Origin of the sequence: Bacillus haynesii (assembly GCF_014042035.1) — a bacterium.
In the GTDB taxonomy this organism is placed as follows: Bacteria; Bacillota; Bacilli; order Bacillales; family Bacillaceae; genus Bacillus; species Bacillus haynesii.
In genome coordinates, this window is sequence record NZ_CP059494.1 from 1,458,302 (window position 1) to 1,470,726 (window position 12,425).

The window sequence follows — 12,425 nt, forward strand, 5'->3', positions numbered from 1 at the left end:
ATAACTGACGAACGAAGTTATTTCAATTTGTTTCAAATTTCCAGCTTCGTTTGACCCTTTCTATTCAGCGTGATTTTCTGTAAACTAACAGTAGACTTCATACTAAGGGGATGGAAAAACAGTGAAACAAATCAAGTGGATTTTCTTATTATTTGCACTTGCTGCAGTCATCAGCATTATGATGATCGGAGTTGCAATCGCCCAAAAAAGCGCAGCCGGCGTCGCAATCGCCATCGCGATTCTGATCGTGATTATGGGGAGCGGTTTTACACTCAAAAAAAGAATGCGCGAAAAAGGCCTGCTCGAATAGGAAAGGAGCCCCTTCCGGCTGAAGGGGCTTTTGATTGTCAAACACGCACCCCCGCGTAAATCATAGTCTTGCACCATGTTCATCCCTCTATGGTCTGAAATAAATCCGAAAAAAATGAGACCTGTTGTCAAACAAGTCTCATTGCCGCATCAAGCAAGGGGCAAAACCATAATCAAATATCGTTTTCCCTCTTCATCTTTTTCCGTCTTCAGCTGTTCAAATCCTGAACGGGCAAGCATGTTCAGCCACTCGTCCTTTTCATAAGGCACTGCCGCAAACAACGCTTTATGCCCCTTTTCTCTCAAGCGTTTTCCGATCGTTTTCATCACTTCTTTTGCCCGGCCTTTTTTGCGGAAATCGGGATGGACAAGAAGGGTTCCAAGCCAAGGCTTGCCATTAGAAGGCGCCCATTCGAGATGAAAGCTGAGAGCCGCCGGCAGGCCCCTGTCTTCCCACACGAGCCATTCACCGTTATACATCGCATAAGCATTCATATACCGTTCCAGGCTGATTCCGTCAAGCTCTTCCTTCGCCCATCCCGGGCTCGCTTCGGCCAGCTCCTCAAAAAAGGCGAGATCAGAAGAAGAGAAAGACCTGCTATTCATGCGGCAAATATTCGTCGAAAATCGCCCGGTGAGCTGCCGGATTGCCGGCTACGATGCTGTGGTTTTCAAGAAAATTGAGCGGCTTCCCGTCAATGGTCGTATATGTTCCGCCGACCTCGTCAAGCAGGATGCAACCGGCTGCGTAATCCCAAGGAGCCAGCCTCATCGTCACATACACATCCATTCTGCCGGCCGCTACATAAGCAAGTTCCAAAGCCGCTGAACCGTATGAACGGGTCCCTCTGACACGCTTGACAAGCGGGGATAATACGTTTGGATCGATCCGTCTGTTCTCGGTGATCCATGTCGCATTGATGGCCAGAATCGATTCTTCAAGTGGCACTTCTTTCATCTTGCCGAGCTTTGTATCGTTCATGTAAGCACCTTCGCCTTGAAAAGCATGATAAAGCTCATCATGAGTCACATCATAAATCAAGCCGATTTTGCCTTTACCGTTTTCAAAAATGCCGATTGAAATCGCAAAATTGCGTTTTTGATGAATAAAGTTCATCGTACCATCGATCGGATCGATGATCCAAACGATGCCGTCCAAAGATGTGAGCTTGTCCCCTTGGCCTTCTTCGCCAAGAATATGATGATCCGGAAAAACCGATTGGATTTTCTCAATGAAAAAACGCTCTGTTTCTTTGTCAATGTTTGTAACAAGGTCATTTGGATTCGATTTCGTTTCAATCGTCATCTTTTCTTTCATTGATTGCTTAATTCTCTGACCAGCTTCTTTCACCCAGCTTTTCGCCAGACGGTCGATTTCCTTCCAGTTTGTCATCACACTACCTCTTTTCTATGTATACCTGTTGATTTATTCATAGCATACTGATATTAACCGGGAAAAATCAAGAAAAATGACAAATGATCAGGCAGCCCAGATAAAAACGAACCTCTCAAACGGTTCGTTTTTATTATGGTTTCAACCATGTAATCTGATCCATTCTTTTCTGAGTCGTTCCAGTTTGCGCTTGCTCAACTCGATTTGGGTTTCATCCTTTTTTTCCATGGCTTCAAAAAGCGTTGCAAGTTCATAATCGACCTCAAGCCTCCAAACAGCGGCCCGATTGTCTTTTTCCTCTTTCAATCCTTGTTTTACAATTGGTTTCATGTGCCCTACGCCCCCTCCAGAGAAAGTTGATTTCAAAAAGAATCCTTCTGGTTATAGTCCTAAGCGTGATTTATATTAATTTCTTATTCATATCGTATGAAGTGCTCAAGCATTCGCAACGTTATTCTAAAAATTGTGTGTTTACCTAACGATTCCCCAAAATCCGCAAGACGAAACGTAATTTTTTGTTTGAAAAGCCGACTGTGATACAATATCTTTACTGATTGGACAAGGAGGAAAACAATGAGCAGTCTGCGTTTTACTGAAGAAGATTTTCGTACATTTACAATAGAAGGTTTAGATGCGCGGATGAGCGTTCTGAAAGAAACAGTGCGCCCGAAACTTCAAGGGCTCGGCGATCATTTTGCGCCTGTTCTGTCCGCTTTAACAGGAGACGAAATGTTTGTCCACGTCGCAAAGCACGCGCGCCGCTCAGTCAATCCGCCAAACGACAGCTGGGTTGCTTTCGCAAACAATAAGCGCGGCTATAAAAAGCTGCCTCATTTCCAAATTGGTTTATGGGAAACCCATGTTTTCGTATGGTTTGCATTGATCTATGAGTCTCCTCTCAAGCAGGAATACGGCCAGCTGTTTAAGAAGCATCTGCAGGACATTGAGGGCAACATTCCTAGTCGCTTTTTCTGGTCGGCCGATCATACGAAACCTGATGCCAAGAGACAGTCTGAGATGAACGATAAAGATCTGGAAAACCTGTTTGAACGGCTCGTCAATGTGAAAAAAGCAGAAGCGCTTTGCGGTATTCAGCTTTCAAAAGACGAAGTGCTGCAAATGAGCGAAGAGGCGTTTCTATCCGAAATCGAAGCGGCTTTTGAAAAGCTCGCCTTCCTTTACCGCCTGACGCAGAAAGTATCGGTTTAATCAAAAAGGGATGGCCTGTTGTGCCATCCCCTTTTGTTTTGGATTTTCTCATTACATTTTAATTTTCGTATCTTCCGTTTGTTCCTTTGCTTTTTTGACTGCCTGATACGGAGAGTAATCGCTCGCCTCTTCAAACTGGCTGCACAGCTTTTTTTCCTCCGCTTTTCCCGGAACGATTTCTTTAAAGCGGCGGTAAGCACTCATCAGCACGTCGCGTTCTACGCCTTTTTCGTAAGCGAGCTCAACCGTCTGAAAAAACGATATGACGTCTATCGCTTCCTCTGTGCTCCAGTCTTCATTCATCGGATATTGGTACCCTTCTTCCATTTGGTTCATCTCCTTGTGCAGTTCGGCCTGACGGCTTGTTTAGCTATAGTATTGGTTTTCTTTTTTGCGACTATCCAAAGGGACCTAGAAGCCCTTACAGGAAAGATGATAAAATGATCTTTACATTCTTTCAAGAACATAATATAATTCATTTGTTTTATGCCATCAAGCAAAAACGCAAAATAACTCAACGATTTTTGATAAAGAATAGTCTTTAAAGAAATAGCAGGTTTATCATGAAGGTGGGAAAACAATTGTTGCAGCACGAAACACCCCTATATACCGGATTAAAAAAACACGCCGGCAAAAACCCGATCCAGTTCCATATACCGGGGCACAAAAAAGGCTCTGGGATGGACCCTGAATTCAGGGAGTTTATCGGAGAAAACGCATTAAGCATAGATTTAATCAATATCGAACCTCTCGACGATCTGCACGCACCGAAAGGAATTATCAAACAGGCGCAGGATCTGGCGGCTGAAGCATTCGGAGCCGACTACACGTTTTTTTCCGTCCAAGGAACGAGCGGCGCCATCATGACGATGGTCATGGCCGTATGCGGCCCTGGAGACAAAATCATCGTTCCGAGAAATGTTCATAAATCGGTGATGTCAGCGATCGTCTTCTCAGGCGCAATCCCGATCTTCATCCATCCGGAAATCGACGATGAGCTGGGGATTTCACACGGAATCACCCCTGAATCAGCGAAAAAAGCGCTGCTTGAGCATCCTGACGCAAAAGGGCTCCTCGTTATCAACCCGACTTATTTCGGCATAGCTGCTGACTTAAGAAGCATCGTGGAACTGGCTCATTCATTTCATGTCCCTGTGCTTGTTGACGAAGCGCATGGCGTTCACATCCACTTCCATGAAGATCTGCCTCTTTCGGCCATGCAGGCCGGAGCGGATATGGCGGCGACGAGCGTTCATAAGCTCGGAGGCTCCCTTACCCAGAGCTCGATTCTCAATATGAAAGAAGGTCTTGTTTCAAAGGAAAGGGTTCAATCGATTTTAAGCATGCTGACGACCACATCGACCTCCTATCTATTGCTCGCTTCACTTGATGTCGCAAGAAAACGCTTAGCCACAGAGGGACACGCACTGATCGAACAAACGATTAAGCTCGCTGATGAAACAAGGAAGCGCATCAATGATATCAATGGTATTTCATGCGTCGGAAGGGAAATTCTCGGCTCCAAAGCGGCTTTTGATTATGATCCGACCAAATTGATCATTTCAGTGAAAGATCTCGGCCTGACCGGCCATGATGTGGAAAAATGGCTGCGCGAGTCATGCCAAATCGAAGTGGAGCTTTCTGACTTATACAACATCCTGTGCATTTTTACACCGGGAGACCGGAAAGAGGATGCGGATGCGTTGGTCAAAGGCTTAACCGACATCGCTCAACAGGCCGCTTCAGCTGCGGAAAACAGACGCAAGCCTGAAGTGCTTCTGCCAAACATTCCGGCGCTTGCGATGACACCGCGTGACGCTTTTTATGCAAACACGGAAATCATCCCCTTCAAAAAAGCAGCTGGCAGAATCATTGCCGAATTTGTTATGGTTTATCCGCCAGGGATACCGATCTTCATTCCAGGCGAGATCATTACCGAGGATAATATCACTTACATTGAAAAGAACCTGGAAGCAGGGCTGCCTGTTCAGGGACCGGAAGATGACACTCTCCATATGATCCGAGTGATTAAAGAACAGCAAGCCATCCTGTAAAAACATAAAAGCATGCGGCCCTTAAATAGCCGCATGCTTTTTTCTATTCTTCCTCTCTAAGATGGCAGTTGCACTGTCCGCACGTTCCGTAAAGAATCGTCACTTTTTCATCTTCAAAATGCTGAATGGTTTCATTGCAGTCTTGACAAACGATCGTGCCCATCTTACATTCCCCTTTTCTTTTCAAAATGGAAGCGTTTAAATTTGTTACCTCTATAATATTATGTCACATTGATATTGTCAACGGTAAATTGTATAACACATTTAAATCATTTTTGCTCTTTTTTTAAAAAGTCCATTCATGTTATATATGTATTCCTGCTTAAAGCTTAAGCAGAACGCTTCCCCGCTGATCCCGACTATATACCTAGCAAATACGTTCACCCTACAACATCTCATAAAAAAAACAGCAGTTATCAATTGTGTAACAAATGGGTAACAACGAAAGATTATTTCAATTATCATGATAAAATAGGAATTGTTTACTAATCGAACAGGAAAATCGGCTTGCATTATATAGAGAGGTGAAGAGACGTCATGTGGTTTCGAGCAATATTCACCGCCGCAATTTGTTTCCTTTTTTTGACGAGTGGATGTTCTTTATCTCACATCATGCCTGACCAGCATCACCAAAGCGCCAACCAACGCCACCTCAAGCTCCTCTTTTTTTCCGATGACGAGCATATGGAGCAGGAAGTGGCTTATTATGATGCGCTTTTGGATTTAAAAAAAGAATTTCCAGAACAGGTTTCAAATATGGAAATTTCACATGATAAAGGCCAGTGGAAAAAAGAGGTTAAAATCTTTCCAAGCTTGCTGCTTGTTAATGATAAGAAAGTACTAGTTAAAATTGAAGGAAAAATAAAAGATAAAGATAAAATTGTAAAGCTTCTTCAAAAGGAATTGAAGCATTAAAAATCCCCTGCACATGTGCAAGGGGATTTTTAGCTTCACAAATATCTCGGGCAATAGTCATGCAAGGCTAGAAAACATAAAAACCCCCTTTGCAGGGGGTTTTTCTTTAAATTATTTTACAACGTGAATCGGCATGCCGATGGCAACTTCTGCAGCTTCCATTGTGATTTCTCCCAATGTAGGGTGAGCATGGATTGTCATTGCGATATCTTCAGCAGTCATTCCTGCTTCGATTGCCAAGCTCAGCTCAGAAATCATGTCAGAAGCGCTTGCTCCGGCGATTTGTGCACCGATGACTAAGCCGTCTTCTTTGCGTGTTACAAGTTTAAGGAAACCGTCAGTTTCGTTTAATGACAGCGCACGTCCGTTTGCTGCAAACGGGAATTTGGCTGCAGTCACTGATAAACCTTCTTCTTTAGCCTGTGCTTCAGTGTAGCCCACAGATGCAAGTTCAGGCTCAGAGAAGACGACCGCAGGAATTCCGAGATAGTCGATTTCCGCTGCTTCTCCGGCAATCGCTTCAGCAGCAATTTTACCTTCATAAGAAGCTTTATGTGCAAGCGGAGGACCTTCGATGATGTCACCGATCGCATAGATATTCGGAATGTTTGTACGGCATTGTTTGTCCGTTTTGATGATGCCGCGGTCGGTCATTTCGACGCCGACTTGTTCAAGTCCGAGCTCGTCCGTGTTTGCAACGCGGCCGACAGTGACAAGTACGTAGTCCGCATCGATCGTTTGCTCTTCGCCTTTCACTTCGAACGTAACAGTTACGCCGTCAGCTTTTTCTTCCACGCCTTTAGCCATTGCTTTTGTATGGATTTCGACGTTGCCTTTTTTCTTCAGGTTGCGTTTGACAAGAGAGCTCATTTGCTTCTCAAAGCCTGGAAGGATTTCTTCTCCGCCTTCAAGAATGACAACTTCAGTACCGAAGTTTGCATATGCAGTACCGAGCTCTGTTCCGATGTAGCCGCCGCCGATGACAACGAGCTTCTTAGGAATTGCTTTCAGTGCAAGCGCGCCTGTTGAATTCAGTACGCGGTCGCTATATTTGAAGTTTGGCAATTCGATAGGGCGAGAACCTGTTGCGATGATCGCATTTTTGAACGTGTAAGTCTGAGCTGAGTTCTCATCCATCACGCGTACAGAATTGCTGTCTACAAAGTACGCTTCGCCTTTTACGATGTCGACTTTGTTGCCTTTCAGAAGGCCTTCAACACCGCCGGTAAGCTTATTAACGACAGAGGCTTTCCATTCTTGAACTTTTGTAAAGTCAACTTTTACGTTTTCAGCAGTGATCCCCATCTCTTCAGAATGCTTCGCATTCTCATAGCGGTGGCCTGCATTGATCAGCGCTTTTGAAGGGATACATCCGACATTCAGACATACGCCTCCAAGATTGCCTTTTTCAACGATTGTTACTTTTTGTCCAAGCTGAGCAGCGCGGATGGCAGCTACATAGCCGCCAGGTCCCGCACCAATGACAAGAGTATCTGTTTCAATAGGGAAATCTCCTACTACCATTACATTACGCCTCCATTAAAATTAATTGTGGATCGTTCAGCAAACGCTTGATGTGATTTAATGCGTTTTGTGCAGTTGCGCCGTCGATCATACGGTGGTCAAAGCTTAGAGAAAGAGCCAGAACAGGTGCAGCGACGATTTCGCCGTCACGAACGACAGCTTTCTCAGCGATGCGGCCGATTCCAAGGATCGCAACTTCCGGATGGTTGATAACCGGTGTGAACCATTGACCGCCGGCAGAGCCGATATTCGTAATTGTGCAAGAAGCGCCTTTCATTTCAGCAGGAGCAAGTTTGCCTTCGCGTGCTTTTGTCGCAAGCTCGTTGATTTCGTTTGAAATCTCAAAAACAGCTTTGCGGTCCGCATTTTTAACGACTGGCACAAGCAGGCCTTTTTCAGTGTCTGCCGCAATACCGATGTTGTAGTAGTGCTTCTGAATGATTTCATCTGTATTGTCGTCAATTGATGTATTCAGTACTGGATATTTTTTCAGAGCTGATGTTAAAGCTTTTACCACGTAAGGCAGGTAAGTCAGCTTAATTCCTTGATCAGCCGCAACTTGTTTAAACTGCTTGCGGTGAGCGACAAGGTTTGTCACATCGACTTCGTCCATTAGTGTAACGTGTGGAGCGGTATGTTTTGAGTTGACCATAGCTTTTGCGATGGCTTTGCGGATTCCGCTCATTTTCTCGCGTGTTTCAGGGAATTCGCCTTCAGGCACTTGAACCGCCGCTGCAGGTTTTTGTGCAGCAGGCTCTGCTTTTTCTTCAGCTTGAGCAGCCTGAGCGTCTCCGGCAGTTCCTCCGTTTAAGAAGCTGTCGATATCCTCTTTCAGAACGCGGCCGTTTTTGCCGGAGCCTGAAACATTCACGATATCAACGCCTTTTTCGCGGGCATACTTGCGTACAGATGGCATTGCAATGACGCGCTTATTCGGATCTGCATCCGCTTGCTCGTTTGCTTTCGCTGCTTCTGCAGGTGCATCAGTTTCTTGTTTTTCAGCTTCTTCCGCTTTCGCTTCACCTGATTCGTCGCCTTTGAATTGAAGATCTTCGTAACCTGGTGCATCAAATGTGATGATTGTCTGCCCAACGGTTGCGACTGTTCCCTCTTCAACTTTTAATTCTAATACTTTTCCTTTAACAGGTGAAGGGATTTCTACAACTGCTTTATCGTTTTGCACCTCTGCCAAAACGTCGTCTTCGTTTACCTCGTCGTTTGGCTTGACGAACCATTTCACGATTTCGCCTTCGTGGATTCCTTCCCCGATATCCGGAAGTTTAAATTCAAATGCCACAGTTCTCGACCTCCTAAGATTATTACGTAGTTGATATAGTGGTCAGCCTCTTGTTTGAGGCCGACTGTCAGTATACGGCTACAGTTTCTCCGACTGACTGTGGAAATGCATGAAGGGAAAAAGGCTGATATCAGCTTTTCCCTTTTGAATTGTTCAGATCTAATTAAAATTCCAATACTTTTTTCGCAGTTTCAAGCACGTCTTTATGGTTTGGAAGCCATACGCTTTCAGCTTGAGAGAATGCGAATACAGTATCAGGAGCAGTGACGCGAAGCACTGGAGCTTCGAGGCTCAAAATCGCGCGGTCGTTGATTTCAGCAACAACGTTTGCAGCCACTCCAGCTTGTTTTTGCGCCTCTTGAACGACGATCGCGCGGCCTGTTTTTTCTACAGATGCGATGATCGTGTCAATGTCAAGCGGGCTGACTGTGCGAAGGTCGACAACCTCAGCAGATACGCCTTCTTTTTCAAGCTCTTCCGCCGCTTTTAATGACTCGTGAACCATCGCTCCGTATGTGATGATGGAAAGGTCTGTTCCTTCGCGTTTCACATCGGCTTTGCCGATTTCAATTGTGTATTCCTCTTCAGGAACTTCCTGACGGAATGAACGGTAAAGTTTCATGTGCTCAAGGAAAACAACCGGATCATTATCGCGGATCGCAGAGATTAAAAGTCCTTTAGCATCGTACGGAGTTGAAGGAATGACGACTTTAAGTCCAGGCTGCTGTGCAACGAGTCCTTCCAAGCTGTCCGCGTGAAGTTCAGGCGTGTGAACACCGCCGCCGAACGGAGAACGGATTGTCACTGGAGAAGTCCAGCGGCCGCCGGAACGGTAGCGCATCCGTGCCATTTGTCCGGAAACTGAGTCCATCACTTCGTATACAAAGCCGAAAAATTGAATTTCCATTACAGGACGGAAGCCTTGTAAGCCTAAGCCGAGTGCAAGGCCGCCGATACCAGATTCAGCAAGAGGAGTGTCAAATACGCGATCCTCACCAAACTCTTTTTGCAATCCTTCAGTCGCACGGAACACGCCGCCGTTAACACCGACGTCTTCTCCGAAAACTAAGACATTTTCGTCATTTTTCAGTTCTGTGCGTAACGCATCAGTGATTGCTTGAATCATTGTCATTTGCGCCATGGCTTACTTCGACTCCTTCTCTTTATAAATTTCCTTTTGTTCTACAAGGTTGTAAGGAAGCTCTTCATACATGATGTCGATCAGGTCGGTCACTTTTTGCTTCGGCTCTTCGTCAGCTTTTTTGATCGCCTGCTTGATTTCTTCTTTCGCTTCTTCAATTACCTTGTTTTCTTCTTCTTCAGACCAAAGGCCTTTGTTTTCCAAGAACTTGCGGAAACGGACAAGCGGATCTTTCTGCTCCCACTCATTCTCGATTTCTTTCGTACGGTATTTTGTCGGATCGTCACCGGCCATAGTATGAGGACCGTAACGGAAGCAAAGCGTTTCGATCAGGGTAGGGCCTTCGCCGTTTACAGCGCGCTCGCGTGCTTCACGTGTCGCAGCGTATACAGCAAGGGCATCCATGCCGTCAACTTGAACGCCGACGATACCTGCAGCCGCAGCTTTTTGGGCGATTGTTTGAGCTGCTGATTGCTTTTCAACAGGTGTAGAAATCGCATAGCGGTTGTTTTGAACAACGAAAATAGCTGGAGCTTTATACGCACCGGCAAAGTTGATTCCTTCGTAGAAGTCACCTTGGGAAGCACCGCCGTCTCCAGTATAAGTGATCGCCACAGCCTGTTTGCCGCGTTTTTTCAAGCCGAGTGCAACGCCAGCCGTTTGGATGTATTGCGCACCGATAATAATTTGCGGTGAAAGCGCATTAACATCATCCGGCATTTGGTTGCCGCGGAAGTGTCCGCGAGAGAACAAGAATGCTTGATAAAGCGGAAGTCCGTGCCAGATCAACTGCGGAACATCACGGTAGCCCGGAAGAACGAAGTCTTCTTTTTCAAGCGCGAAATGCGTAGCAATTTGAGAAGCTTCCTGACCGGCAGTCGGCGCGTAGAAGCCAAGGCGGCCTTGTCTGTTCAAAGAAATAGAACGCTGATCCAAAATGCGTGTATACACCATGCGGCGCATTAATTCTTTTAATTGATCATCAGATAGATCCGGCATTGCCGCTTCATTAACGACTTCGCCTTCTTCATTCAAAATTTGAAACGTTTCGAACTGCTTTTTAATGGCATCGAATTGCTTTTTGCTATCAACGATTGCTTTTTTCGTTTTTGCAGCCATATTAAAGTCACCTCTTCCTTTCTTTTGACAGTCATAGACGTGTATCCCTTATACATACAGAATTAGGGTGTCCTAAATTGACGGGCGCAACTCATATTTATTTCTTATTAGCCGCTTTGATGGTTGTCGAAACTTTTATGTAAGGACAGCACAACGCGTTCTAAAACTGTATCATTTATAGTTTATGACAAACTAATACAACAAGTTCCACCAAGGCTAAGTTTACACCAGTCGATCATGCTCGTCAATCGATTTCATTCCTGAAATTCAATAAATGTATTCGCTTTACCGGATTTCTGTTTCAGCGTTGTCCAGACTGTTACAAACTGTTCTAGTATAGATGACAATCTGTATTACAATAGCAATACAGATTCTGTCGAAAAAAAGAGGGCTGAACATTCAGCCCTCTTTCATCTCAACCCCCGCAGCCTTGTAAAAATCTTTTCTGGCTTTGTTGTAGTCCTTTGTATACTCATTGAAATGCTTGCTTTCTTTCAGCACTTTGTCATACGATTGATTGATTTTTTTCAGCTGCGCCTCAAGGTCATCCAGTTCAAGACCTTTATTTTTGAGCAGCTTGTACAGCTCTTTGTCAAGGCCGATCGCGTTCTGATAGGCGTCATAAAGAGAGTCGTATGCTTTGTAGCGCTTTTCCATATAAGACGCAGCGTTCTCAGCCTTCTTCCTGACCTTCTGATCATCGATTTTTTCTGCCGACGCTTTATTTGCTTCAAACTCCCGCTTTGCCTCGTCTATGCTTTCTTTCTCAGCATTCAAGTGCTCCTCGCGTTTGCCGGCTGTCTTCAGCGCTTTATCGGAGAGCGCAGCGATCCGGTCAAAATCGTCCATATTGAGCCTGATCATCTCCTCGTAAAGCTTTGATTCGGCTTTTTCCAGACTTTTAAGAGAACCCTGCTCTTGTTTAAAAGGCTCTTCCAATTCCACGATCTTCTCCAACGAGCCGTGAAACGACTCGACAGGATCCTTCCAGAGACAGCCCGTTAATACAAATGCAGCCGTGCAAAAAACGACGATGCCTGCGGGCACCCGCATGTTTGAAAATTTCACTCTGAATTTCCCCCAATCTCGACAAATTCCACTATAAAATGAATTCGTTTGTTTGACAACAGAAGTCTAAAGCATATGGACAAGCCGATATCAGATCGGTATGCCCTCGCCTTCGCTTTTAGACCAAAACATTTAGGGAAAATTCCTTGAAGTTGGGCATTCGACTATACAACCTTTGGACTTTTACATAATTTATATTAGACGCCATGCCTACCAAAAAGAAAAGGCTGTGCGTAAAATAACGGAGGAGGTCTTCATATGTACGGTTATTGCTGCCCTGGATACGGGTACGGCGGCGGCCATGGATACGGCTACGGCCGCACATTCGCTTTGATCGTCGTTCTCTTTATTTTGCTGATTATTGTAGGGGCCGCTTATTTAGGCTGCTAGCCCCGA

At 45.2% G+C, this 12,425-nt stretch carries 15 protein-coding genes; 5 read left to right on the top strand and 10 right to left on the bottom strand.

Features of this window, described 5'->3' with window-relative positions:
• The first annotated feature begins 121 nt into the window (after nucleotides 1-121).
• Complete coding sequence (locus tag H2R00_RS07155; protein ID WP_043927517.1) at nucleotides 122-310, top strand: YlaF family protein; 189 nt, start codon at nucleotides 122-124, stop codon at nucleotides 308-310.
• A 149-nt stretch (nucleotides 311-459) separates the two neighbouring features.
• On the opposite strand, the gene H2R00_RS07160 is transcribed toward H2R00_RS07155, so the two are convergent.
• The 3 genes from H2R00_RS07160 to H2R00_RS07170 all read right to left on the bottom strand — a co-directional run bounded on the left by H2R00_RS07160 (nucleotide 460) and on the right by H2R00_RS07170 (nucleotide 2,032).
• Nucleotides 460-915, bottom strand: a complete 456-nt coding sequence (locus H2R00_RS07160) for a GNAT family N-acetyltransferase (protein ID WP_154996653.1) — start codon at nucleotides 913-915, stop codon at nucleotides 460-462.
• The gene (locus H2R00_RS07165) at nucleotides 908-1,702 is read right to left on the bottom strand and encodes an inositol monophosphatase family protein (RefSeq protein ID WP_154996655.1); all 795 of its coding nucleotides are present in this window, start codon (nucleotides 1,700-1,702) and stop codon (nucleotides 908-910) included. The genes H2R00_RS07160 and H2R00_RS07165 overlap by 8 nt, the downstream gene beginning before the upstream one ends.
• Before the next feature lie 141 nt (nucleotides 1,703-1,843).
• Complete coding sequence (locus H2R00_RS07170) at nucleotides 1,844-2,032, bottom strand: YkzI domain-containing protein (protein WP_003181425.1); 189 nt, start codon at nucleotides 2,030-2,032, stop codon at nucleotides 1,844-1,846.
• Between the two features lie 243 nt (nucleotides 2,033-2,275).
• On the opposite strand from H2R00_RS07170, the gene H2R00_RS07175 reads away from it, so the two are divergent.
• Nucleotides 2,276-2,911, top strand: coding sequence for a YktB family protein (locus H2R00_RS07175; protein WP_154996657.1), 636 nt, complete (start codon nucleotides 2,276-2,278; stop codon nucleotides 2,909-2,911).
• 51 nt (nucleotides 2,912-2,962) lie between these two features.
• On the opposite strand, the gene H2R00_RS07180 is transcribed toward H2R00_RS07175, so the two are convergent.
• Nucleotides 2,963-3,238 carry a UPF0223 family protein gene (locus H2R00_RS07180; RefSeq protein WP_043928437.1) on the bottom strand — a complete coding sequence of 92 codons (276 nt, stop codon included), beginning with the start codon at nucleotides 3,236-3,238 and terminating at the stop codon, nucleotides 2,963-2,965.
• A gap of 254 nt (nucleotides 3,239-3,492) precedes the next feature.
• Here H2R00_RS07180 and H2R00_RS07185 point away from each other — a divergent pair, with 254 nt between their 5' ends.
• Nucleotides 3,493-4,965 carry an aminotransferase class I/II-fold pyridoxal phosphate-dependent enzyme gene (locus H2R00_RS07185; protein ID WP_182071036.1) on the top strand — a complete coding sequence of 491 codons (1,473 nt, stop codon included), beginning with the start codon at nucleotides 3,493-3,495 and terminating at the stop codon, nucleotides 4,963-4,965.
• 43 nt (nucleotides 4,966-5,008) lie between these two features.
• Here the strand turns inward: H2R00_RS07185 and H2R00_RS07190 are convergent, their stop codons facing one another.
• Nucleotides 5,009-5,128, bottom strand: a complete 120-nt coding sequence (locus H2R00_RS07190; protein WP_020451249.1) for a GapA-binding peptide SR1P — start codon at nucleotides 5,126-5,128, stop codon at nucleotides 5,009-5,011.
• Between the two features lie 521 nt (nucleotides 5,129-5,649).
• On the opposite strand from H2R00_RS07190, the gene H2R00_RS21180 reads away from it, so the two are divergent.
• The gene (locus H2R00_RS21180; RefSeq protein ID WP_234112978.1) at nucleotides 5,650-5,880 is read left to right on the top strand and encodes a hypothetical protein; all 231 of its coding nucleotides are present in this window, start codon (nucleotides 5,650-5,652) and stop codon (nucleotides 5,878-5,880) included.
• Between the two features lie 111 nt (nucleotides 5,881-5,991).
• On the opposite strand, the gene lpdA is transcribed toward H2R00_RS21180, so the two are convergent.
• The 5 genes from lpdA to H2R00_RS07220 all read right to left on the bottom strand — a co-directional run bounded on the left by lpdA (nucleotide 5,992) and on the right by H2R00_RS07220 (nucleotide 12,029).
• Nucleotides 5,992-7,404 carry a dihydrolipoyl dehydrogenase gene (gene lpdA, locus H2R00_RS07200; RefSeq protein WP_182070735.1) on the bottom strand — a complete coding sequence of 471 codons (1,413 nt, stop codon included), beginning with the start codon at nucleotides 7,402-7,404 and terminating at the stop codon, nucleotides 5,992-5,994.
• Nucleotides 7,405-7,408: 4 nt separating this feature from the next.
• A complete protein-coding gene (locus H2R00_RS07205) occupies nucleotides 7,409-8,701 on the bottom strand; it encodes a dihydrolipoamide acetyltransferase family protein (protein WP_154999119.1) in 1,293 nt (430 codons plus the stop codon).
• Nucleotides 8,702-8,864: 163 nt separating this feature from the next.
• On the bottom strand, nucleotides 8,865-9,842 hold the full coding sequence (gene pdhB / locus H2R00_RS07210) for a pyruvate dehydrogenase complex E1 component subunit beta (RefSeq protein WP_020451245.1): 978 nt from the start codon (nucleotides 9,840-9,842) through the stop codon (nucleotides 8,865-8,867).
• 3 nt (nucleotides 9,843-9,845) lie between these two features.
• Nucleotides 9,846-10,961, bottom strand: a complete 1,116-nt coding sequence (gene pdhA, locus H2R00_RS07215; RefSeq protein WP_003181403.1) for a pyruvate dehydrogenase (acetyl-transferring) E1 component subunit alpha — start codon at nucleotides 10,959-10,961, stop codon at nucleotides 9,846-9,848.
• 399 nt (nucleotides 10,962-11,360) lie between these two features.
• On the bottom strand, nucleotides 11,361-12,029 hold the full coding sequence (locus H2R00_RS07220; protein ID WP_154999118.1) for a YkyA family protein: 669 nt from the start codon (nucleotides 12,027-12,029) through the stop codon (nucleotides 11,361-11,363).
• A 258-nt stretch (nucleotides 12,030-12,287) separates the two neighbouring features.
• On the opposite strand from H2R00_RS07220, the gene H2R00_RS07225 reads away from it, so the two are divergent.
• Nucleotides 12,288-12,419, top strand: a complete 132-nt coding sequence (locus tag H2R00_RS07225; RefSeq protein ID WP_043928431.1) for a YjcZ family sporulation protein — start codon at nucleotides 12,288-12,290, stop codon at nucleotides 12,417-12,419.
• Nucleotides 12,420-12,425 lie beyond the last annotated feature (6 nt).

What these genes read in the sequence shown, in the direction of transcription:
- H2R00_RS07160 (WP_154996653.1), bottom strand. Translation starts at nt 915, where the DNA reads ATGAATAGCAGGTCTTTCTCTTCTTCTGATCTCGCCTTTTTTGAGGAG.
- H2R00_RS07165 (WP_154996655.1), bottom strand. Translation starts at nt 1,702, where the DNA reads ATGACAAACTGGAAGGAAATCGACCGTCTGGCGAAAAGCTGGGTGAAA.
- H2R00_RS07170 (WP_003181425.1), bottom strand. Translation starts at nt 2,032, where the DNA reads ATGAAACCAATTGTAAAACAAGGATTGAAAGAGGAAAAAGACAATCGG.
- H2R00_RS07175 (WP_154996657.1), top strand. Translation starts at nt 2,276, where the DNA reads ATGAGCAGTCTGCGTTTTACTGAAGAAGATTTTCGTACATTTACAATA.
- H2R00_RS07180 (WP_043928437.1), bottom strand. Translation starts at nt 3,238, where the DNA reads ATGGAAGAAGGGTACCAATATCCGATGAATGAAGACTGGAGCACAGAG.
- H2R00_RS07190 (WP_020451249.1), bottom strand. Translation starts at nt 5,128, where the DNA reads ATGGGCACGATCGTTTGTCAAGACTGCAATGAAACCATTCAGCATTTT.
- H2R00_RS21180 (WP_234112978.1), top strand. Translation starts at nt 5,650, where the DNA reads ATGGAGCAGGAAGTGGCTTATTATGATGCGCTTTTGGATTTAAAAAAA.
- lpdA (WP_182070735.1), bottom strand. Translation starts at nt 7,404, where the DNA reads ATGGTAGTAGGAGATTTCCCTATTGAAACAGATACTCTTGTCATTGGT.
- pdhB (WP_020451245.1), bottom strand. Translation starts at nt 9,842, where the DNA reads ATGGCGCAAATGACAATGATTCAAGCAATCACTGATGCGTTACGCACA.
- pdhA (WP_003181403.1), bottom strand. Translation starts at nt 10,961, where the DNA reads ATGGCTGCAAAAACGAAAAAAGCAATCGTTGATAGCAAAAAGCAATTC.
- H2R00_RS07225 (WP_043928431.1), top strand. Translation starts at nt 12,288, where the DNA reads ATGTACGGTTATTGCTGCCCTGGATACGGGTACGGCGGCGGCCATGGA.